This window comes from Pseudomonas sp. CG7 (genome assembly GCF_023701885.1).
In the GTDB taxonomy this organism is placed as follows: Bacteria; Pseudomonadota; Gammaproteobacteria; order Pseudomonadales; family Pseudomonadaceae; genus Aquipseudomonas; species Aquipseudomonas zanjanensis.
The window spans coordinates 37,851-58,003 of sequence record NZ_JABAEE010000039.1 but is presented as its reverse complement, the minus strand read 5'-3'; the positions used below and the strand labels follow the sequence as shown (position 1 = coordinate 58,003).

The following is a 20,153-nucleotide window of genomic DNA, read 5'->3' as shown; positions in this document are numbered from 1 at the left end:
CCCCATGTGAGAGTAGGTCATCGTCAAGATTAAATTCCGAAACCCCTATCTGCTGATGCAGGTAGGGGTTTTGTTTTGCCCGCAGGAAAGTTCTTACGACAAGCTCGGACTGCTCCCGGCTGTCACAGTCCCCCGACAGTGCTAAGGTTCTGCCCTAGCTTTTGCATTTTCAAGGATGCCTTTCATGCCGGACGCAACGTCCCTCAGCCCTGCTTTCATGGTGGTTCACGGGAATCGCCTTGATGAATTGCGCAGCCTGGTGATCAGCCTGATGCGGCGCTATCCGCTGGCTCCCCTTGAAAATGAAATCGCGCTGGTACAGAGCAATGGTATTGCCCAATGGCTCAAGCTCGCACTGGCTGAAGACCCGGAAGATGATGATTCCGGCGGCTGCGGTATCGCGGCGGCTATTGATGTGCAACTGCCAGGCAGCTTCATGTGGCAGCTCTATCGAATGGTCCTAGGGCGTGATGAGATTCCGGCCAAGTCGCTGTTGGACAAGGCTCCGCTAACCTGGCGCCTGATGCGCCTGTTGCCGCAGCTTATCGAGCAGCCGCATTTCGAACCTCTACGACGATTCCTTACCCACGACACCGACTTGCGCAAGCGCTATCAACTGTCCGAGCGCCTTGCCGATCTGTTCGACCAGTACCAGGTGTACCGGGCCGACTGGCTCGAGGACTGGGCTGAGGGTCGACACCAGACCCGAAATGTCCGAGGTGAAATCAAGCCGCTCGCGCCGGCGAATTGCTGGCAAGCGGAACTGTGGCGAGCCTTGTTGCTGGATGTGGGGGAACAAGGCATGGCGCAAAGCCGCGCAGGCGTCCACCAGCGCTACATCGAACGTATCAACAATCTGGAAGCAGCTCCGAAAGGCTTGCCCGCGCGAGTCATCGTGTTCGGTATTTCCTCGTTGCCTGCCCAAGTCCTCGAGGCGCTCGCCGGTCTTTCCCGGTTCAGCCAGGTTCTACTCTGCGTGCATAACCCGTGTCGCCACCATTGGGCGGACATCGTTGCCGACAAGGACTTGCTACGTCATCAATACAAGCGCCAGGCACGCAAGACCGGCATGCCCGCCGTCCTCGATCCACAAATCCTGCATCAACATGCCCATCCGTTATTGGCCGCCTGGGGCAAGCAGGGGCGCGACTATATCAACCTGCTCGACAGCTACGATGACCCCAACAGCTATCGCGCTGTATTTCGCGACGGGCGCATCGACCTGTTCACTGATGGGACCCCGACGACCCTTCTCAGCCAGTTGCAGGATGACATCCTGGAACTCCGTCCCCTGAATGAAACCCGGGAACACTGGCCCGTCGTCGACACGGAACGAGACGGCTCGATCCGTTTTCATGTGGCCCACGGCGCCCAGCGTGAAGTGGAAATTCTCCATGACCAGTTGCTGGCCCATTTCAGTGCGGATCCGACATTGCGCCCACGGGATATCATCGTCATGGTCCCGGACATCGACAGTTATGCGCCACACATTCGCGCGGTGTTCGGCCAGCTCGACAGGAGCGACCCGCGTTTCATTCCATTCACACTGACCGACCAGGGCCAGCGCGGACGTGATCCACTGCTGATCGCCGTCGAGCATTTGCTCAAGCTGCCGGACAGTCGTTTCCCGGTCAGCGAAATCCTCGATCTGCTGGATGTCCCGGCGTTGCGCGAACGGTTTGGTATCGATGAGGCCGACCTGCCGACATTGCATCGTTGGATCGAAGGGGCGGGGATTCGCTGGGGAATGAGTGCCGAACACCGCGCCGGGTTGGGCTTGCCCGCGGAGCTTGAGCAGAACAGCTGGCATTTCGGCTTGCGGCGCATGTTGCTGGGGTACGCCGTCGGCAGCTCGCAGGCCTATGACGGCATCGAACCCTATGACGAGATCGGTGGCCTGGACGCGGCGCTGATCGGTCCGCTGGTTGCTTTGCTGGATGCCTTGGAAGTCGCCCACCAGGAACTCACCCAGCCAGCATCGCCGCAGCAATGGGGTTCGCGTCTGCACGATCTGATGCGGTTGTTCTTCCAGGCGAGTAACGAGCATGACGACTATCTGCTGGCCCAACTCGAGGACTTGCGTGAAACCTGGCTGGAAACCTGTGAGTCGGTAGGGCTGCACGATGAACTGCCGCTGACGGTGGTGCGTGAAGCGTGGTTGGCCGGGCTGGATCAGGGGCGACTGTCCCAACGCTTCCTGGCCGGAGCCGTCAATTTCTGCACCTTGATGCCAATGCGTGCGATCCCCTTCAAGTTGGTGTGCCTGCTGGGGATGAATGATGGTGATTACCCAAGAGCCCAACCGCCTTTGGATTTCGATCTGATGGGCGGCGACTATCGCCCGGGCGATCGTTCTCGCCGTGAGGACGACCGTTACCTGTTATTGGAAGCGCTGCTGTCGGCCCGGGAAAAGCTCTATATCAGTTGGGTGGGACGCAGTATCCGCGATAACAGCGAGCGGCCGGCATCGGTGTTGATCGGCCAACTGCGCGATCATCTCGCCAGTGGCTGGCGGTTGGCCGATGACAGCAAGCCTCTCCTCGATGCCCTGACTCAGGAGCATCCGCTGCAACCGTTCAGCGCGCGTTATTTCCATCAAGGAGACGAGCTGTTCAGTTACGCGAGCGAATGGCGAATGCTCCACGACATCTCCGATGACACTGACAAAACTCAGGTGCTGGAACCCTACGTCCAGGAGGAGCCCTTGGGCCTCGGTCAGTTGCAGGACTTCCTGCGCAACCCCGTCCGCCATTTCTTCAGCCAGCGGCTGAAAGTGTTCTTCGACGCCATCGAAGCACCTCTGGCCGATGACGAACCTTTCGTGCTCGACGCACTGCAACGCTACACCCTGAGCGACAGCCTGCTCGAGGCCGCCCTGGTACGCCTGGACCAGCCGGACCTGGCCTTGGCCGCCCATGCCCAGAGGCTCCAGAACAGCGGGCTGTTGCCGATGGCCGGGTTCGGTGAGTGCATGCAGCGCGAATTGATCGAACCCTTGCCGGATCTGCTCCAGCGCTACCAACAGCTTCTGGCGTTGTGGCCCACACCGCTGACCAGTGCTGTGCCGGTCAGCCTGCAACTGCAAGGAGTGAGTGTCGAAGGGTGGCTCAGTGGCCTACACCAACGCTCCGACGGTGCGGTTCTCGCCATCACCGCCATACCCAACAGCATCGGCTCCACCAAGACCCGCAAATGGCATCGCCTGATACGGCCCTGGGTCAATCATCTCGTGGCCTGCGCTAACGGCTTGTCGTTGACGACGGCGCTGGTGGCCAGTGATGACAGCTTGCTGTTGCCACCTTTTGAAGAGCCCGCCGCACAAAAAATGCTTGGCGACCTATTGCAGGCCTGGCAGGCCGGTATGCGCCAGCCGCTACCGATCGCGGTGAAGACGGCGTTCGCCTGGCTCGGCCAGAGTGATCCGCTCAAAGCCGAAGCCGCGGCGCGCAAAGCCTATGAGGGCGACGGACAGACGTTCGAGGGCGAGCGGCGGGAAAGCCCGGCCTTGGCTCGACAGTTTCCTGATTTCGCGGCCTTGATGGCTGACGAAACATTCCCCGACTGGTGCGATACGCTTTACCGACCATTGCTCGAAGCCCCGTGGCGTTCATTGGTCAGCGAGGAGGCCCGTTCATGAGTCAGCAGGCACCATTGGCCCTGGCTTTCCCGCTGCGGGGCAGCCAACTGATCGAGGCCAGCGCCGGTACCGGCAAGACCTTCACCATTTCGGCGCTGTACCTGCGCCTGGTGCTAGGGCACGGCGGTTCGGCGTCCGGTTTTGGCCGCGAGTTGCTTCCGCCGCAAATCCTGGTCGTGACCTTTACGGACGCCGCCACCAAGGAGTTGCGTGAGCGAATTCGCACCCGTCTGGCCGAAGCCGCACGTTTCTTTCGCGATGAGATTCCAGCTCCGGATTCACTGATCGGCGCATTGCGCGATGAATTCAGTGCTGAGCAATGGCCGGGTTGTGCGAATCGGCTGGACATCGCCGCGCAGTGGATGGACGAAGCGGCCGTCTCGACCATCCATAGCTGGTGCCAGCGCATGTTGCGTGAGCATGCCTTCGACAGCGGCAGCCTGTTCACCCAGACCCTGGAAACCGACCACAGCGAATTGCTGGGCGAGGTATTGCGCGATTACTGGCGGCTGTTCTGCTATTCGATGCAAGGCGAGGCGTTGAACTGGGTGCGTACCCATTGGGGAGGTCCAGCGGCGCTGTTGCCACGGGTGAGGGGGTTGTTTTCCAGCGAGCCTGGCGACGCTGACGGGCTTGAGCCTGCCGAGCTAATCGCCGCTTCGTTGCAGGAGCGCAGTGCCGCCTTGCTCGATCTCAAGGCGCCGTGGCGGCAATGGGCCGTGGAACTGTTGGAGATCTGCCAGCAAGGCGTCGCCAGCAAGTCTGTTGATGGACGCAAGATGCAGGCGCGTTACTTCGAACCGTGGTTTCAGAAAATCACCGCCTGGGGCGATGACGAAAGCCACGAGTTGCTGGATATCGGCACCGGGATCACACGCCTGACGCCCGAGGGCATGGCCGAAGCCTGGAAAGGCGAAGTGCCCAACCATCCCGGGCTGGAGGCCATGGCCGGTCTCAAGGCCGACCTGGATGCGTTGCCCACCCCTGATGCCGCCGTGCTGCAGCATGCCGCGCAATGGGTCGGGACGCGTTTCGAAGCGGAGAAACGTCGCCGCGCCGAAATGGGCTTCGACGACATGCTGCTGCGTCTCGACGCGGCGTTGCAGGCCGACGGGGGCGAGCGCCTGGCGAGCCTGATCCGCGAGCAGTTTCCGGTGGCGCTGATCGATGAATTCCAGGACACCGACCCGGTTCAGTACCGGATCTTCGAAAGCATCTACCGTATTGAAGACAACCACCCCGGGACCGGACTATTCCTGATCGGCGATCCGAAGCAAGCGATCTACGCCTTTCGCGGTGCCGACATCTACACCTACCTGCGCGCTCGCGAGGCCACGGCCGGCAGGTTGCATACGCTGGGCACGAACTTCCGTTCCAGTCATGCCATGGTGGGGGCGGTTAACCATATTTTCCAGAAGGCCGAGTCCCGCCCGAAGGGGCGTGGGGCCTTTCTGTTCCGTGAGCCTTCGGGTGATAACCCGGTGCCGTTCCTGTCCGTTGAGTCCCAGGGCCGCAAGGAGTCCCTACAGGTGGCAGGGCACGCCGTTGCGGCGCTGAACATCTGGCACCTGTCGTCGGACCAGCCGCTCTCCGGTGCGGTGTATCGGCAATCCATGGCAGCCGCCTGCGCCAGTGAGATCACGGCATTGCTCAACGGTGGGCAGTCGGGGCGCGACGGCTTCACCGTCGATGGCGAAACGCTGCGCGGGTTGCGCCCGGCGGATATCGCTATCCTGGTGCGCGACGGTAAAGAGGCGCAGGCCGTGCGCGACGAGTTGTCCACGCGGGGCGTGCGCAGTGTCTATCTATCCGACAAGGATTCGGTCTTTGCTTCGCAAGAGGCGCGGGATTTGCTGACCTGGCTCAAGGCCTGCGCCGAGCCGGATGTGGAGCGACCGCTACGGGCAGCGCTGGCCAGCATCACGTTGAACCTGCCGCTGACGGAGCTGGAGCGTCTCAATCAGGATGAGCTGGCCTGGGAAGCCCGGGTCATGCAGTTTCGCGGTTATCGCACGGTCTGGCGCAGCCAGGGCGTGCTGCCGATGTTGCGGCGCCTGCTGCATGATTTCGAATTGCCCCAGGCCCTGATGACGCGCAGCGATGGCGAGCGGGTGCTGACCAACTTGCTGCACCTGTGCGAACTGTTGCAGCAGGCCGCCGGCGAGCTGGATGGCGAACAAGCCTTGATCCGGCATTTGTCCGAGCACCTGGCCTTATCCGGACAGGCGGGAGAAGAGCAGATCCTGCGTCTGGAAAGCGATGAGCAGTTGGTCAAGGTGGTCACGATCCACAAGTCCAAGGGGCTTGAATATCCGTTGGTTTTCCTGCCCTTCATCTGTTCGAAGAAACCGGTGGATGGCAGTCGATTGCCGTTGCATTACCACGACGAGGCCAACAAGGCGCAGATCAGTCTCAAGCCCACCGCCGAATTGATCGCCAAGGCCGATGACGAGCGACTGGCCGAGGATCTGCGGCTGCTCTACGTGGCACTGACCCGCGCACAACATGCCTGCTGGCTGGGTGTCGCGGACCTCAAACGGGGCAATAACAACAGCTCGATCCTGCATGTGTCCGCGCTGGGTTATCTGTTGGGCGGAGGTGCGCCGTTGACCGATTCGGTGGAGCTGAGGCGTTGGCTGGAAGACCTGCAACACGGCAGCGTCGCGGTGAACTGCCAGCCCATGCCCGAAGCGACTGACGAGCACTATCGGCCGCCACGCAACGACGCCGTGTTGCTCGAGCCCTTGGTGCCCTTGCGAAAAGCCAGCGAAAATTGGTGGATCGCCTCCTACAGCGCCTTGCGCATCGGCGAAAGCCTGAGCGAAGGCAGCGATACCGCGCCGGAGAATCCACAGGCCCAGAAACTGTTCGACGATGAGCGTCTTGACCCGGACGCGCCCAGGGAGCCGATCGCCGTCGGTGGCGACATCCACCGCTTTCCCCGCGGCCCCGGTCCCGGCACTTTTCTCCATGGCCTGCTGGAGTGGGCTGCCGGGGAAGGGTTTTCATCCGCGCCGGCAGATATCGAGGATGCCATTGCCCGACGCTGCAATCGCCGAGGTTGGAAAGGCTGGATCACCACGCTGAGCGACTGGCTGCAGCATTTGATTAAAATGCCCATGCCCGTCGGCAGCGACCAAGCGCCGGTGGTACTCGAACAACTGACCCGGTTCCAGGTCGAGATGGAGTTCTGGTTCGCCAGCCACAAGGTCGATGTGCAAAAGCTCGATCACCTGGTTTGCCGGTTCACCCATGGCGGTGTCGCCCGCGTCGCGGCGGAGCCGGTGCTGCTCAACGGCATGTTCAAGGGGTTCATCGATTTGACGTTCGAGCACGACGGCCGGTATTACGTGGCCGATTACAAGTCCAACTGGCTGGGGGTCGATGACATGGCCTACACCGTACAGGCCATGGAGCAGTCGATCCTGGACCATCGCTACGACCATCAATACGTGCTGTACCTGTTGGCCCTGCATCGCCAGCTCAAGGCTCGGCTTCCCGATTATGACTACGACCGGCACGTCGGCGGCGCGCTGTACCTGTTCCTTCGTGGGACCCGCTCGACCAGCCAGGGCGTGTATTTCACCAAGCCGCCACGGGCCTTGATCGAACAGCTGGATCGGCTGTTCCAGGGCGCGCCAGAGCCCAAGGCTGAGCCAGCGTGGGTACAGGGAGAGTTGCTATGAGTCGTTCCTTTGCCGACCTGCTGCCCAAGGCGTCCGACGATGAAAGCCTGGTTGACCTGGCGCCTTTGAGCCGTGCGCAGGACCTGCTGTTGTTGCTGACGCGCTGGGTCGAGCGCGGCTGGCTGCGTGCCCTGGACAAGGCCTTCGTGGCGTTCCTCCATGAACTGGCGCCCGACGATGATCCATTGGTCCTGCTCGCCGCTGCGCTGACCAGCCATCAACTGGGTCATGGGCACGTTTGCCTGGATATATTCGAGACCCTCAAGGAACCGGACTTTGCCCTGTCGCTGCCCCCCGAGGGTGATCCGCAGACCGGCGCGATGCTGCTGCCCTCGCAAATATTGCAGACGCTCGACGGCGCCCATTGGTGCAAGGCCCTGGCGTCCAGTCGGCTGGTGGCCTTGGCTGTGGACGAGAGCGAAGAGGCGCAGCAACGTCCATTGGTACTGTCTGGCAAGCGTCTTTATCTGCGTCGCTACTGGGGGTATGAACGGCGGATCGACGAGGCGTTGCGCCAACGGTTGGTCGAGCAGGAAGCGGCGCCCGGTGACCTGCGCGAGCGTTTGGACGGGCTGTTCGGGCCGGCCAATGCCAGCGGCCCGATCGATTGGCAGAAACTGGCCTGCGCGCTGGCGACCCGTGGGGCCTTCAGCATCGTGACCGGCGGCCCGGGCACCGGCAAGACCACCACCGTTGTGCGTCTGCTGGCCCTGTTGCAGGCTCCGGCCGCCGAGGCCGGGAAGCCGCTGCGGATTCGCCTGGCTGCGCCCACGGGCAAGGCGGCGGCGCGCCTGACCGAGTCCATCAGCCAGCAGGTCCGGACCCTGGATGAGGCTGTGCGCGGGTGCATTCCCTGCGACGTCACGACGGTCCATCGATTGCTGGGCAGTCGTCCCGGCACTCGGCATTTTCGTCACCATGCAGGCAATCGCTTGCCGCTGGATGTGCTGGTGGTCGATGAAGCGTCGATGATCGACCTGGAGATGCTGGCCAATCTGCTGGACGCACTGCCGGCCCATGCACGGTTGGTGTTGCTGGGGGACAAGGACCAGGTGGCCTCGGTGGAAGCCGGTGCGGTGCTGGGGGATTTGTGTCGAGACGCCGAGGACGGCTGGTACAGCCCCCAGACCCGTGCCTGGCTGGAGTCGGTCAGTGGGGAAACCCTGGCGGCCAGCGACCTGCAGCAAGACCTCAATGGCACTCATCCCCTGGCGCAGCAAGTAGTCATGCTCAGGCATTCCCGGCGCTTCGGAGAAGGCAGTGGGATCGGTCAGCTCGCTCGTTCGGTCAACCAGCAACAGCCGGAAAAAGCCCGCCAATTATTGGATAACGGGCAGTACGTCGATTTGTTTTCCTTGAAATTGGCAGGTGAACACGACACGAAGCTGGAAAAACTGTTACTCGACGGCAAGCCAGAAGGGCCCAAGGGTTATCGGCATTACCTGAGCCTGCTGCGGCAGCGCCGTCCGGCCATTTCTCAGCCATTGGAAGATCGTTGCTGGGCCGATTGGGCCCGTGAGGTCTTGGCGGCCTTCGACGAATTCCAATTGCTTTGCGCGGTGCGCAAAGGCCCGTGGGGCGTCGAAGGATTGAACCAGCGAATCACCGCCGCATTGCTCAAGGCCCGCCTTATCGATAGCGATCACCAGTGGTACGAAGGCCGTCCGGTACTGATGACCCGTAACGACTATGGGCTGGGGTTGATGAACGGTGATATTGGCATTGCCCTCAAGCTTCCCGAGCGTGACGGGCCGGATGCCGGCAAACAGGTCCTGCGGGTCGCTTTCCCGCGCAATGACGGCCAGGGCGGCGTGCGTTTCGTCCTGCCTAGCCGCCTGAACGACGTAGAGACCGTGTATGCCATGACGGTGCACAAATCCCAGGGCTCGGAATTCACCCATACCGCGTTGATCCTTCCGGATGCGCTCAACCCGGTCTTGACCAAGGAATTGGTGTACACCGCCATTACCCGGGGCAAGCAATGGTTCAGCCTGATCGAACCGCGGGCGGGGGTCTTCGAAGAGGCGGTCGGGCGCAAGGTCAAGCGCTTGAGCGGTTTGATGCTGGCGTTGGAGCAGGCTGACTGAATCATTGGCTTTCAAGGATTCATGTCCTTCTGGCAACCTGGCCTGTTTCGCTTTCAAGCCTGCGTAACACGCTGTCTCGCTGGCTTTTTGGCACTGTGCTATCGTTCCGGCACTTATCGTCTGGATCAAGAGATTTTCCATGGAAGTGCCTGTAGGGGAGGCAGTGCGCAGCAAGGGCTGGGGGCATGTTCTGCTTGCCGGCCTTTTGTGTTTGCTGCTGCCTGTCGCGGTTGCCCAGGAGCAGGCCTCCACGACCCAGGCCGAGCAGCGGGCCGAAGCGGTGACACAAGTGGTCTTGGGCATTCTCAGTTATGCCCGCTGGCCGGTGGAACCCACTCAACTGCAACTGTGCATCGTCGGGCCGACCCAATACACCGACGATCTGGTCAAGGGCACCACCCAGGCCACGGGGCGACCGGTAATTGTGCAGCGGTTGTTGGCCGATCATCCCAATATCGCCACTGAGTGCAACGCGGTCTACGTCGGCAGGCTGACCAACGATGAGCACACCCGTCTGTTTGCGTCCTTGATCGGCAAGCCCGTGTTGAGCATCAGTGAGGGCGGCGACCAGTGCACCGTGGGTAGCCTGTTCTGCCTGCGGGTAGGTGATGAACAAGTGTCTTTCGAGGTCAACCTCGATTCCGTGGCACGTAGTGGCGTGCGCATCCATCCGAGTGTGCTGCAGCTTTCCCGCCGCAGGTCCGCAACCCCATGAAGCAGAGCAAACCAAGGGTCCGTCCCACCCTGGGCTCGGTCATCGGTCGCGGTCATCTGATCGTCGCATTGGTGGCCATTACCATGGCCAGTGTGTCCCTGACCTTGCTCGGGCTGTTGGCGCTGCGAGTCTATGCGGATCACAACCTGCACTTGATCGCCCGTTCGATCAACTACACCGTGGAGGCCGCCGTGGTCTTCGATGATTCGGCCGCGGCCACCGAGGCACTGGCCTTGATCGCCTCCACCGAGGAGGTCGCCGATGCCGAGGTATTCAATGAACACGGCCGTCTGTTGGCGCGCTGGCAACGACCGCAAACCGGCCTGTTGTCGGAACTGGAAGTGCACATTGCCAAGGCATTCCTGGAAAAGCCCATCAGCCTGCCGATCGTTCACCAAGGGCAGAACATTGGTCGCATCGTGTTGGCGGGGCATGGCGGTAGCCTGTTGCGCTTTTTGCTCAGCGGTTTGGCGGGGATCATCCTGTGCACCGCGGTGAGTGCCTGGGTGGCGCTTTATCTGGCGCGGCGGCAGTTGCGGGCGATCACCGGGCCGCTGCGCAGCCTGGCCGAGGTGGCCCACGCGGCCCGCAGTGAACGAGCCTTGGACCGACGCGTGCCGCCGGCCGCCATCGCCGAACTGGATAATCTGGCCAATGACTTCAACGCGCTGCTCGATGAACTGGAATCCTGGCAGACCCACCTGCAAAGCGAAAACGAAACCCTGGCCCACCAGGCCAGCCACGACAGCTTGACCGGCTTGCCGAACCGGGCATTTTTCGAGGGCCGGCTGATTCGCGCCTTGCGCAATGCCAGCAAGCTCAATGAACAAGTGGCCGTGCTGTACCTGGACAGTGATCGGTTCAAGGGCATCAATGACAATTTCGGCCACGCCGCCGGCGACGCGGTGCTGACGGCCGTGGCGACCCGGGTCCGGGCGCAGTTGCGCGAGGATGACTTGGTCGCGCGCTTGGGGGGCGACGAATTCGCCGTGCTGCTGGCGCCTTTGCACAAGGCCGAGGACGCTGAGCTGATCGCTGAAAAGATCATCGCCAGCATGGAAATGCCGATTCAATTGCCCGGCAACGCCTCCGTGTTGACCTCCCTCAGTATCGGCATTGCCGTTTTCCCCGATCACGGTGCCACACCGGGCACCCTGCTACACGCCGCCGATGCGGCCATGTATCAAGCCAAACGCCTCGCCCGAGGCGGTCAACATACGGCGGGGTCGGATCACTCCGTCGCTGATCTTCAAACCAGGAGCTGACTCGTGCGTTCATCCCTTCAAAATTCCCTGCGCTGGTTCGCGGCGCTTTTCCTGCTTGCTGTCGTGGCCCTGAGCGGTTGCCAGACGGCACCGCCGAAAGGCCTGACCCCGGCGCAAATTGCCGTGCTCAAGCAACAAGGTTTCGAGCTGACTGACGATGGCTGGGCCTTCGGTTTGTCGGGCAAGGTGCTGTTTGGCAGCGATGTGGAAAACCTCAACCCGGCCAGTACCGAAATCGTCGAACGAATTGGCAAGGCGCTGCTCGGGGCCGGAATCGAGCGGGTGCGGATCGATGGACATACCGATGCATCGGGTTCTCAAGCCTATAACGAACAACTGTCGATACGTCGGGCCAACAGCGTAAGCAAGGTATTGATCGGCGTAGGCATGCGCCAAGAAAACGTTCAATCGCGCGGGCTCGGTAGCAGCAAGCCGGTCGCATCCAACGATACGGTCGAGGGCCGCACCGAAAACCGCCGCGTCGCCATCGTGGTCATCGCCGACTAGTCGGCGAATACCATCTCCCGACGCTCACCCATCAGCAATGGCCGGTTCTGTTCAGTCACCTCGCGGATGTAATCCCACAACAACGTAATCCGCTTCAACTTCCTCAAATCCTCCCGGCAGTACATCCAGAACTGCCGGGTGACGTTGATTTCCTCCGGCAGCACCGGCAACAGCCGTGGATCCTGGGCGGCGAGGAAGCAGGGCAGGATTGCCAGCGAACGGCCTTGCTGCGCTGCCACGAATTGCGCGATCACACTGGTGCTGCGCAGGTGGGCATTGGCGCCGGGCAGGACGTTGGCCAGGTAGAGCAACTCGGAACTGAACGCCAGGTCATCCACGTAGCTGATGAATGAGTGCCTGGCCAGGTCGGCCGGGCGCTGGATCGGTGGGTGATTGTCCAGGTAAGGCTGGGTGGCGTAGAGCTGCAGCCGGTAGTCGCACAGTTTGCAGCACACATACGGGCCGTGTTCGGGGCGTTCGAGGGCGATGACGATGTCGGCCTCGCGCTTGGACAGGCTGATGAAGTGTGGCAGCGGCAGGATGTCCACCGAGATGGCTGGGTAGGCGTCGACGAAGTGGCTCAACTGCGGGGTGATGAAGAAGCTGCCGAAGCCTTCGGTGCAGCCCATGCGCACGTGGCCGGACAACGCGACGCCAGAGCCCGAGACCTGCTCGCAGGCCATGTGCAAAGTGCTTTCGATCGATTCGGCATAACCCAGCAAGCGCTGGCCTTCGGCCGTCAGGACAAACCCGTTGGTCCGGGATTTCTCGAACAGCAGCGTGCCCAACGAGGCTTCCAGCGAGCTGATGCGTCGCGACACCGTGGTGTAGTCGACGGCCAGGCGCTTGGCGGCCGTGCTGGCCTTGCGGGTGCGGGCCACTTCGAGGAAAAACTTGAGGTCGTCCCAATTCAGCGACCCCAGGGAGGTGATGTTTTTTTGCATGATGGACCGGCTTTTATGTGCATTCTTATTAGAAGTTTGCACATCTATACTCCAAAAACCGTCTCATCACCAACCGTGCTCGCGCACCTTGGTCTTTGCTGAACCAGCGCTCTCTCATAAGAACAATCCCGGAGGCCAGCATGAACGTTTCCCTTACGCCCAGCGATACCACCCTGCAAACCGTCAGACTGCTGATCGATGGCGAGTGGGTCGAATCCCAATCCAGCGAATGGCACGACATCGTCAACCCGGCCACCCAGCAGGTGTTGGCGAAGGTTCCGTTCGCCACGGCCGCGGAAGTCGATGCCGCCATTGCCGCTGCCCAGCGTGCGTTCCAGACCTGGAAATTGACGCCCATCGGCGCGCGGATGCGCATCATGCTCAAGCTCCAGGCATTGATCCGCGAGCATTCCAAGCGCATCGCCGCGGTGCTCAGCGCCGAGCAGGGCAAGACCATCGCTGATGCCGAGGGTGATATCTTCCGTGGCCTGGAAGTGGTCGAGCACGCTTGCTCCATCGGTACCCTGCAAATGGGCGAGTTCGCCGAGAACGTCGCCGGTGGCGTGGTCACCTACACGCTGCGCCAGCCGATCGGCGTGTGTGCGGGCATTACGCCGTTCAACTTCCCGGCGATGATTCCGCTGTGGATGTTCCCGATGGCAATCGCCTGCGGTAACACGTTCGTGCTCAAGCCGTCGGAACAGGATCCGCTGTCGACCATGCTGCTGGTGGAGCTGGCCATCGAGGCCGGCGTCCCGGCGGGTGTGCTCAACGTGGTGCATGGCGGCAAGGACGTGGTGGATGCGCTCTGCACCCACAAGGACATCAAGGCCGTTTCCTTTGTCGGTTCGACTGCGGTCGGCACCCATGTCTATGACCTGGCGGGTCGCCATGGCAAGCGCGTGCAATCGATGATGGGCGCCAAGAATCATGCGGTGGTGCTGCCCGATGCCAATCGTGAACAGACCCTCAACGCCCTGGTCGGTGGCGGTTTCGGCGCGGCGGGCCAGCGTTGCATGGCCACTTCCGTGGTGGTGATGGTGGGTGCGGCAAAACAGTGGTTGCCAGAGCTCAAGGCCTTGGCACAAAAGCTCAAGGTCAACGCCGGCAGCGAGCCGGGCACCGACGTCGGTCCGGTGATTTCCAAGCGGGCCAAAGCGCGGATCCTCGAGTTGATCGAGAGCGGTGTGCAGCAAGGCGCGAAGCTGGAACTCGATGGCCGAGGCATCAGCGTGCCGGGCTTCGAGCAAGGCAACTTCGTCGGCCCGACCCTGTTTTCCGGCGTGACCACCGACATGCGCATCTACACCGAAGAAATCTTCGGGCCGGTGCTGGTGGTGCTGGAAGTCGACACCCTCGACCAGGCGATTGCCTTGGTCAACGCCAACCCATTCGGCAACGGCACGGGTCTGTTCACCCAGAGCGGTGCGGCAGCGCGCAAATTCCAGAGCGAAATCGACGTCGGCCAGGTGGGCATCAACATCCCGATTCCGGTGCCGGTGCCGTTCTTCAGCTTCACCGGTTCCCGCGGTTCGAAACTCGGCGACCTCGGCCCGTACGGCAAACAAGTGGTGCAGTTCTACACTCAGACCAAGACCGTGACCGCGCGCTGGTTCGATGACAACAGCGTCAATGACGGTGTGAACACCACCATCAATTTGCGTTAAGGAGCCGGACATGAACATCGCATTTATCGGCCTGGGCAACATGGGCGCCCCGATGGCGCGCAACCTGCTCAAGGCCGGCCATTCGCTGAACCTGTTCGACCTGAACCAGACGGTACTGGCCGAACTGGCAGCATTGGGCGGTACCATCAGCGCCTCGCCGCGCGACGCAGCCCAGGGCGCGGCAATGGTCATCACCATGCTGCCGGCCGCCGCCCATGTGCGCAGTGTCTGGCTGGGTGAAGACGGTGTGCTGGCCGGTATCGCCGCTGGCACGCCGGCAGTGGATTGCAGCACCATCGATCCGCAAACCGCCCGTGACGTAGCGGCTGCCGCGGCGAAACAAGGCGTGGCGATGGCCGATGCGCCGGTCTCGGGCGGCACTGGCGGCGCGGCGGCGGGCACGTTGACCTTCATGGTCGGCGCCACGGCTGAGTTGTTTGCCACCTTGCAACCGGTGCTGGCGCAAATGGGTCGTAACATTGTGCATTGTGGTGAAGTCGGTACCGGGCAGATCGCCAAGATCTGCAACAACCTGCTGCTGGGAATTTCCATGGTGGGCGTCAGCGAAGCCATGGCCCTGGGCGATGCCTTGGGGATCGACACCCAAGTGCTGGCCGGCATCATCAATAGCTCAACGGGCCGCTGCTGGAGTTCGGACACCTACAACCCGTGGCCGGGCGTGATCGAAACGGCCCCGGCGTCCCGTGGCTATACGGGTGGCTTTGGCGCCGACCTGATGCTCAAGGACCTGGGCCTGGCGACCGAAGCCGCGCGGCAGGCCCATCAGCCGGTGGTGCTGGGGGCTGTGGCGCAACAGTTGTACCAGGCGATGAGCCAGCGGGGCGAGGGCGGCAAGGACTTTTCGGCGATTGTGAACAGCTATCGCAAGCCGCAGTAAACCTGTGATATCGAGAGGCTTTTGTGGCGAGGGAGCTTGCTCCCGCTGGGCTGCGTAGCAGCCCTGTTTGTTGGCGGTTGCTGCGCAACCGAGCGGGAGCAAGCTCCCTCGCCACAGAGCTGAAGCGGTGAAGTTTTCACGGTTGTTTTCCGAGAGACCACGTCGGGTGGTCTCTCGGTTTTTTGTTTCAGGCGAAGACGAAATATTTACGCACGGTCTCGACCACTTCCCAGGTGCCTTTCATGCCGGGTTCGATGACGAAAATATCACCGGCGCGCAGATGGATCGGCTCCAGGCCCTCTGGGGTGATGATGCAGTAGCCTTCCTGGAAATGGCAGTACTCCCACTTCACGTATTCCACATACCATTTGCCCGGTGTGCAGATCCAGGTGCCCATGATCTTGCTGCCGTCTTCGCTGGTGTAGGCGTTGAGGTTGACGGTGTGCGGGTCGCCTTCGAGTTTTTCCCATTTGCAGGCATCGAGTACGGGCAGCGGATGGGTGTCGCGCAGGACGGTGATGGGGGCGGTCATGTGAGCTCCGAAAGGGCGGAAGAGGACAGGCACCCTAACGCGCGGCAGGGGTGGGTAGATGTCTGTAGTCGACACCGGGCTATCCAGAAACGCGCATCAATCGGCCAGATGCCGAGCCAGGGCCTTGGCGTAGGTGGGCAAACCTTCGAAGTTGCGGGCGCACAGCAGCAGCGCCCGGTGGGTCCAGGCCTCGTGCAGTGGGACGCATTGATACGACAGCTCGGTCGGTCGCCGATCGACGGCCGCCTTCGGCACGATGGCAATGCCTGCGCCATGGGTCACCATGCGAATCATCCCGTCGAAACCCTCGGCGCGAATGCGGATTTGCATGCGCGAGCCGATGTGCAGGGCCTGTTCTTCCAGGTGGATCGCCAGGGCACTGGCGGCGTTCAGGCCGACATAGTCGTGGCTGAGGGTTTCGCTGAAACGCACGGTTCGACCGTCAGCCATGGGATGTCCGTTCGGTAGGATCAATACCAGCGGATCGTCGCGAAACGGCCAGGCCTGAAGGCCATCGGTGTCCACCGCGTCGGAAACGATCCCCAAGTCCGCCGCGCCCTCGCGCAGCGCATGGGTGATCCGTGAGCTGGGCAACTCCTGCAAGTCGATGTCGAGGTTGGGATGGGTCTTGAGAAAGCCGGCCAGCAGTTCGGGCAGGTACTCGGTCATGGCGCTGGTGTTGCACAGCAGCCGTACCCGGCCTTTGACCCCCTTGGCATATTCGGCCAGGTCCTGTTGCAGGCGTTCGGCCTGTTGCAGCAGGAGCCGGGCGTGCTCGGCCAGGGCCCTGCCAGCCGGCGTTGGGGTTACGCCACGTCGTCCGCGTTCAAGCAGGTCGATGCCCAGGGACCCTTCCATGGCCCGCACTCGCGCACTGGCCGCAGCCAGGGACAAATGGCTGCGAGCCGCACCGGCGGTGATGTTGCCGGTGTCGAGGATGTTCAGGTAGAGGCGCAGGTCGGTGAGGTCGAAGTGCATGGGCGGGAATCCTGTCTCAAGGGCTGTGGTGCTTGGTTTATCGTCATCGCGAGCAAGCTCGCTCCCACAGTTTGAAATGCAATCCCCTGTGGGAGCGAGCTTGCTCGCGATGGCGCCAGTAGCATCCACAAAAATTTTCAGCCTCTTTCTGAAAGAGAGGCACCCTCAGTATATGGCAGATTTTCAAGCCAAGCCCCGGGGCGCACGATAGCCCCATGAACACACTCATCGCTTTCTATCAGAATCTCGGCCTGGCCCTTTCCTTACTGGTCATCGGCACCTTCCTGCTGGCCGGTACCATCAAGGGCGTGATCGGCCTCGGCCTGCCGACCATCTCCATGGGTTTGCTCGGTCTGGCTATGGCTCCGGCGCAGGCTGCGGCGCTGCTGATCATCCCGGCGACCCTGACCAATCTTTGGCAACTGGCGTTCGGCGGCCATCTGCAAACCTTGATCCGGCGTTTGTGGCCGCTGTTACTCGCTATTTGTATTGGCACCGGGCTCGGTACGCTGTGGATCGGCATGACAGGCGGGGCCTGGGTGGTGCGGGCCTTGGGCGGGGCGTTGTTGCTGTATGCGCTGAGTGGGCTGTTGCTGCCGACGCTGCGGGTCGGTCCCGATGCCGAGCCGTGGATCGCTCCGCTCTGCGGGTTGCTGACCGGCCTCGTCACTTCCGCTACCGGTGTGTTCGTCATTCCGGCAGTGCCTTATCTGCAAGCGCTGGGCTTGAGCAAGGATGAACTGGTGCAGGCCCTGGGCCTGTCATTCACCGTTTCGACCCTGGCCCTGGCCGCCGGCCTGTTGTGGCGCGGCGCGCTGGGCGGGGGCGAATTGAGTGCTTCGTTGTTGGCGCTGGCCCCGGCGCTGCTGGGGATGTGGCTGGGGCAATGGCTGCGCCAGCGGATCAGCGCCGTGTTGTTCAAACGGGTATTTTTCATCGGCCTCGGTGCGCTCGGCGGCCATCTGCTGGTCAGCGGCTAGCCGAGGACGGGCTGAGCATGTCGACGCGGCGGATGTCGAAGTCGCGCTCCAGATAATCCATGCGTTGTTCGGAAAATTGCTTCATGTGCGGCAGGTTCGAATGCACCTCCAGGTGTGCCTGGGATGCCCAGATCTCATAGAAGATAAACAGCGTTGGATCCTGTTGGTCCCGCAGCATGTGATATTCGATGCAGCCAGGCTCGGCACGGCTTGGTTCGACGTAGGCGCGGAACAGCGCCTCGAAGGCCTCGGCTTTTTCCGGACGGGTCTTGGCGTGCAGGATGAAACCGTGCAGTTCGCTCATGGAGAGGGCTCCTGAATTAAAAGAGGTGCCGAAGCTTACGGCAACAATCGGTCATCCATTCTTGCGTATAGGTCAAATCACTTTTGTCGTTGCGGTGCTTATTCCGCGCGAAGCTCGTCGGTACTCTGCCGCCATCAATTTCAATCTTTCCATGCGGCGGCCAGCCAACGGCCCACGCTGTGGAACCCGATGAGGCTCCCCATGAAAAAAGTCCTGTTGCTCAACGGCGGCAAACAATTCGCCCATTCCGACGGTCGCTACAACGCCACCCTCCACGAGACGGCGCTCAGCGTGCTGGACCGTGGCGGGTTTGATGTGAAAACCACTTTCATCGATGGCGGCTACGACCTCCAGGAGGAAGTCGCCAAGTTCCTCTGGGCCGACGTGATCATTTACCAGATGCCAGGTTGGTGGATGGGCGCGCCGTGGACCGTGAAGAAGTACATCGACGAAGTCTTCACCGAAGGCCACGGCAGCCTCTACGCCAGTGACGGTCGGACCCGTTCCGATGCCTCGCAGAAATACGGCAGTGGCGGCCTGATCCAAGGCAAGCAGTACATGTTGTCCCTGACCTGGAACGCCCCGCAGCAAGCCTTCGACGACCCGAGCGATTTCTTCGAAGCCAAGGGTGTGGACGCGGTGTACTTCCCGTTCCACAAGGCCAATCAATTCCTCGGCATGACCGGCCTGCCGACCTTCCTGTGCGTGGATGTGATGAAGCGCCCGAACATCGAAGAAGATGTGGCGCGGTATGAGCGGCATTTGCGCGAGGTGTTCGGCCTTTCGCGGTAATCCAGCTACTATCGGGACTTACCCGAACGCAATCCTGCACCCAAGGCGAGCGGGCTTCTGTGGCGAGGGAGCTTGCTCCCGCTGGGCTGCGTAGCAGCCCCCCAAAAAGCGGCCGCTGCGCGCTGGAGCGCCAGCCCGGCCGAGCAGGAGCAAGCTCCCTCGCCACAAAAGCATCCTTCACACTGGATGTGCATTCCACGAGAGGCTGTCTGTGAAAGCCAGATCCGACGAGTTGCAGATTTTCGTCTGCGTAATCGAATGCGGATCCATCTCCGCCGCCGCCGAGCAAGTCGGGCAGACGCCGTCGGCAGTCAGCCGCACGTTGTCGCGGCTGGAGGCCAAGCTCGATACCACGTTGATCAACCGCACCACGCGGCGCATGGACCTGACCGAAGAGGGCAAGTATTTCTTCGAACAGGCCAAAGGCATCCTCGACCAGATGGATGAGCTGGAAGAGCGCCTGTCGTCTCGCCAGAAAAATCCTTCAGGACGCTTGCGGATCAACGCGGCCTCGCCGTTCATGCTGCACGCCATCGTGCCGCACATCGAAGAATTCCGCCGGCTTTACCCGGACATCCAGCTCGAACTCAACAGCAACGACCTGATCATCGACCTGTTGGAGCAAAGCACTGACATCGCCATCCGCATCGGCACCCTTATCGACTCGACGCTCCACGCCCGCTCCCTGGGTTGCAGCCCGTTGCACATCCTCGCCAGCCCGGCCTATTTGAAGCAGCACGGCACTCCCACAAGCGTTGCCGAACTGTCGGAGCATGCGCTGCTGGGGTTTGCCCAGAACGAAGGCCTCAACCAGTGGCCGCTGCGTCACCAACATGGCGATCGCTGGCCGATCCAGGCCGCCATCAGCGCGTCCAGCGGCGAGACCGTGCGTCACTTGGCGCTGCAAGGGCAGGGCATTGCCTGCCTGTCAGACTTCATGACCCGCGACGACATCCAGGCCGGCCGGCTGAAGGTGCTGCTGGCCGATGCCAACAGCGGCTACCGCCAGCCGATCAACGCGGTGTACTACCGCAATTCGCAACTGGCCCTGCGGATCCAGTGTTTCCTGGACTTCATCCAGGGCAAGCTCGCCGACTACGCCTCGCGGGAGTTCAAGGGTTGATTCGAAACTTCAAGGCAAGAGTGATTTGGGCAATGAGT

15 protein-coding genes are annotated in these 20,153 nt (G+C 61.8%); 11 read left to right on the top strand and 4 right to left on the bottom strand.

Going from position 1 to position 20,153, the window contains the following annotated elements:
* The first annotated feature begins 184 nt into the window (after positions 1 to 184).
* The 6 genes from recC (at position 185) to yfiB (ending at position 11,897) form a co-directional block, all read left to right on the top strand.
* Entirely contained in the window at positions 185 to 3,637 is a 3,453-nt protein-coding gene (recC, locus tag HGO40_RS17015) for an exodeoxyribonuclease V subunit gamma (protein WP_250963957.1), read from the top strand.
* Positions 3,634 to 7,323, top strand: coding sequence for an exodeoxyribonuclease V subunit beta (gene recB, locus HGO40_RS17010; RefSeq protein ID WP_250963956.1), 3,690 nt, complete (start codon positions 3,634 to 3,636; stop codon positions 7,321 to 7,323). Before recC ends, recB begins: the two co-directional genes overlap by 4 nt.
* Positions 7,320 to 9,410: an exodeoxyribonuclease V subunit alpha gene (gene recD, locus HGO40_RS17005; RefSeq protein WP_250963955.1), complete on the top strand. Its 2,091-nt coding sequence runs from the start codon at positions 7,320 to 7,322 to the stop codon at positions 9,408 to 9,410. Before recB ends, recD begins: the two co-directional genes overlap by 4 nt.
* 139 nt (positions 9,411 to 9,549) lie before the next feature.
* The gene (yfiR, locus tag HGO40_RS17000; protein ID WP_250963954.1) at positions 9,550 to 10,125 is read left to right on the top strand and encodes a regulatory sequestration protein YfiR; all 576 of its coding nucleotides are present in this window, start codon (positions 9,550 to 9,552) and stop codon (positions 10,123 to 10,125) included.
* Positions 10,122 to 11,390 carry a diguanylate cyclase DgcN/YfiN gene (gene dgcN / locus HGO40_RS16995; protein ID WP_250963953.1) on the top strand — a complete coding sequence of 423 codons (1,269 nt, stop codon included), beginning with the start codon at positions 10,122 to 10,124 and terminating at the stop codon, positions 11,388 to 11,390. The genes yfiR and dgcN overlap by 4 nt, the downstream gene beginning before the upstream one ends.
* Before the next feature lie 3 nt (positions 11,391 to 11,393).
* Positions 11,394 to 11,897: an outer membrane lipoprotein YfiB gene (gene yfiB, locus HGO40_RS16990; RefSeq protein ID WP_250963952.1), complete on the top strand. Its 504-nt coding sequence runs from the start codon at positions 11,394 to 11,396 to the stop codon at positions 11,895 to 11,897.
* Here the strand turns inward: yfiB and HGO40_RS16985 are convergent.
* Positions 11,894 to 12,841 carry a LysR family transcriptional regulator gene (locus tag HGO40_RS16985; protein ID WP_250963951.1) on the bottom strand — a complete coding sequence of 316 codons (948 nt, stop codon included), beginning with the start codon at positions 12,839 to 12,841 and terminating at the stop codon, positions 11,894 to 11,896. The two genes, yfiB and HGO40_RS16985, sit on opposite strands and share 4 nt — an antisense overlap.
* 140 nt (positions 12,842 to 12,981) lie before the next feature.
* On the opposite strand from HGO40_RS16985, the gene HGO40_RS16980 reads away from it, so the two are divergent.
* Both HGO40_RS16980 and mmsB read left to right on the top strand, forming a co-directional pair.
* The gene (locus tag HGO40_RS16980) at positions 12,982 to 14,508 is read left to right on the top strand and encodes a CoA-acylating methylmalonate-semialdehyde dehydrogenase (RefSeq protein ID WP_250963950.1); all 1,527 of its coding nucleotides are present in this window, start codon (positions 12,982 to 12,984) and stop codon (positions 14,506 to 14,508) included.
* Positions 14,509 to 14,518: 10 nt separating this feature from the next.
* Positions 14,519 to 15,406 (top strand): 3-hydroxyisobutyrate dehydrogenase, encoded by an 888-nt coding sequence (gene mmsB, locus HGO40_RS16975; RefSeq protein ID WP_250963949.1) that lies wholly within the window; start codon positions 14,519 to 14,521, stop codon positions 15,404 to 15,406.
* Positions 15,407 to 15,593: 187 nt separating this feature from the next.
* On the opposite strand, the gene HGO40_RS16970 is transcribed toward mmsB, so the two are convergent.
* Positions 15,594 to 15,938 (bottom strand): cupin domain-containing protein, encoded by a 345-nt coding sequence (locus tag HGO40_RS16970; protein WP_060739285.1) that lies wholly within the window; start codon positions 15,936 to 15,938, stop codon positions 15,594 to 15,596.
* A gap of 96 nt (positions 15,939 to 16,034) precedes the next feature.
* The gene (locus HGO40_RS16965; RefSeq protein ID WP_250963948.1) at positions 16,035 to 16,916 is read right to left on the bottom strand and encodes a LysR substrate-binding domain-containing protein; all 882 of its coding nucleotides are present in this window, start codon (positions 16,914 to 16,916) and stop codon (positions 16,035 to 16,037) included.
* 215 nt (positions 16,917 to 17,131) lie between these two features.
* Here HGO40_RS16965 and HGO40_RS16960 point away from each other — a divergent pair, with 215 nt between their 5' ends.
* A complete protein-coding gene (locus HGO40_RS16960) occupies positions 17,132 to 17,896 on the top strand; it encodes a sulfite exporter TauE/SafE family protein (RefSeq protein WP_250963947.1) in 765 nt (254 codons plus the stop codon).
* On the opposite strand, the gene HGO40_RS16955 is transcribed toward HGO40_RS16960, so the two are convergent.
* Complete coding sequence (locus HGO40_RS16955; protein WP_207963412.1) at positions 17,886 to 18,200, bottom strand: putative quinol monooxygenase; 315 nt, start codon at positions 18,198 to 18,200, stop codon at positions 17,886 to 17,888. The two genes, HGO40_RS16960 and HGO40_RS16955, sit on opposite strands and share 11 nt — an antisense overlap.
* 201 nt (positions 18,201 to 18,401) lie before the next feature.
* Between HGO40_RS16955 and mdaB the strand changes: the two genes are divergently transcribed.
* Both mdaB and HGO40_RS16945 read left to right on the top strand, forming a co-directional pair.
* On the top strand, positions 18,402 to 18,992 hold the full coding sequence (mdaB, locus tag HGO40_RS16950; protein ID WP_250963946.1) for an NADPH:quinone oxidoreductase MdaB: 591 nt from the start codon (positions 18,402 to 18,404) through the stop codon (positions 18,990 to 18,992).
* A 211-nt stretch (positions 18,993 to 19,203) separates the two neighbouring features.
* The gene (locus HGO40_RS16945) at positions 19,204 to 20,115 is read left to right on the top strand and encodes a LysR substrate-binding domain-containing protein (protein ID WP_250963945.1); all 912 of its coding nucleotides are present in this window, start codon (positions 19,204 to 19,206) and stop codon (positions 20,113 to 20,115) included.
* Positions 20,116 to 20,153 lie beyond the last annotated feature (38 nt).

Bases quoted from the DNA above. Each gene is read 5' to 3' on its own strand.
- recC (WP_250963957.1), top strand. From the start codon at position 185: ATGCCGGACGCAACGTCCCTCAGCCCTGCTTTCATGGTGGTTCACGGG.
- recB (WP_250963956.1), top strand. From the start codon at position 3,634: ATGAGTCAGCAGGCACCATTGGCCCTGGCTTTCCCGCTGCGGGGCAGC.
- recD (WP_250963955.1), top strand. From the start codon at position 7,320: ATGAGTCGTTCCTTTGCCGACCTGCTGCCCAAGGCGTCCGACGATGAA.
- yfiR (WP_250963954.1), top strand. From the start codon at position 9,550: ATGGAAGTGCCTGTAGGGGAGGCAGTGCGCAGCAAGGGCTGGGGGCAT.
- dgcN (WP_250963953.1), top strand. From the start codon at position 10,122: ATGAAGCAGAGCAAACCAAGGGTCCGTCCCACCCTGGGCTCGGTCATC.
- HGO40_RS16985 (WP_250963951.1), bottom strand. From the start codon at position 12,841: ATGCAAAAAAACATCACCTCCCTGGGGTCGCTGAATTGGGACGACCTC.
- HGO40_RS16980 (WP_250963950.1), top strand. From the start codon at position 12,982: ATGAACGTTTCCCTTACGCCCAGCGATACCACCCTGCAAACCGTCAGA.
- mmsB (WP_250963949.1), top strand. From the start codon at position 14,519: ATGAACATCGCATTTATCGGCCTGGGCAACATGGGCGCCCCGATGGCG.
- HGO40_RS16970 (WP_060739285.1), bottom strand. From the start codon at position 15,938: ATGACCGCCCCCATCACCGTCCTGCGCGACACCCATCCGCTGCCCGTA.
- HGO40_RS16965 (WP_250963948.1), bottom strand. From the start codon at position 16,916: ATGCACTTCGACCTCACCGACCTGCGCCTCTACCTGAACATCCTCGAC.
- HGO40_RS16960 (WP_250963947.1), top strand. From the start codon at position 17,132: ATGAACACACTCATCGCTTTCTATCAGAATCTCGGCCTGGCCCTTTCC.
- HGO40_RS16955 (WP_207963412.1), bottom strand. From the start codon at position 18,200: ATGAGCGAACTGCACGGTTTCATCCTGCACGCCAAGACCCGTCCGGAA.
- mdaB (WP_250963946.1), top strand. From the start codon at position 18,402: ATGAAAAAAGTCCTGTTGCTCAACGGCGGCAAACAATTCGCCCATTCC.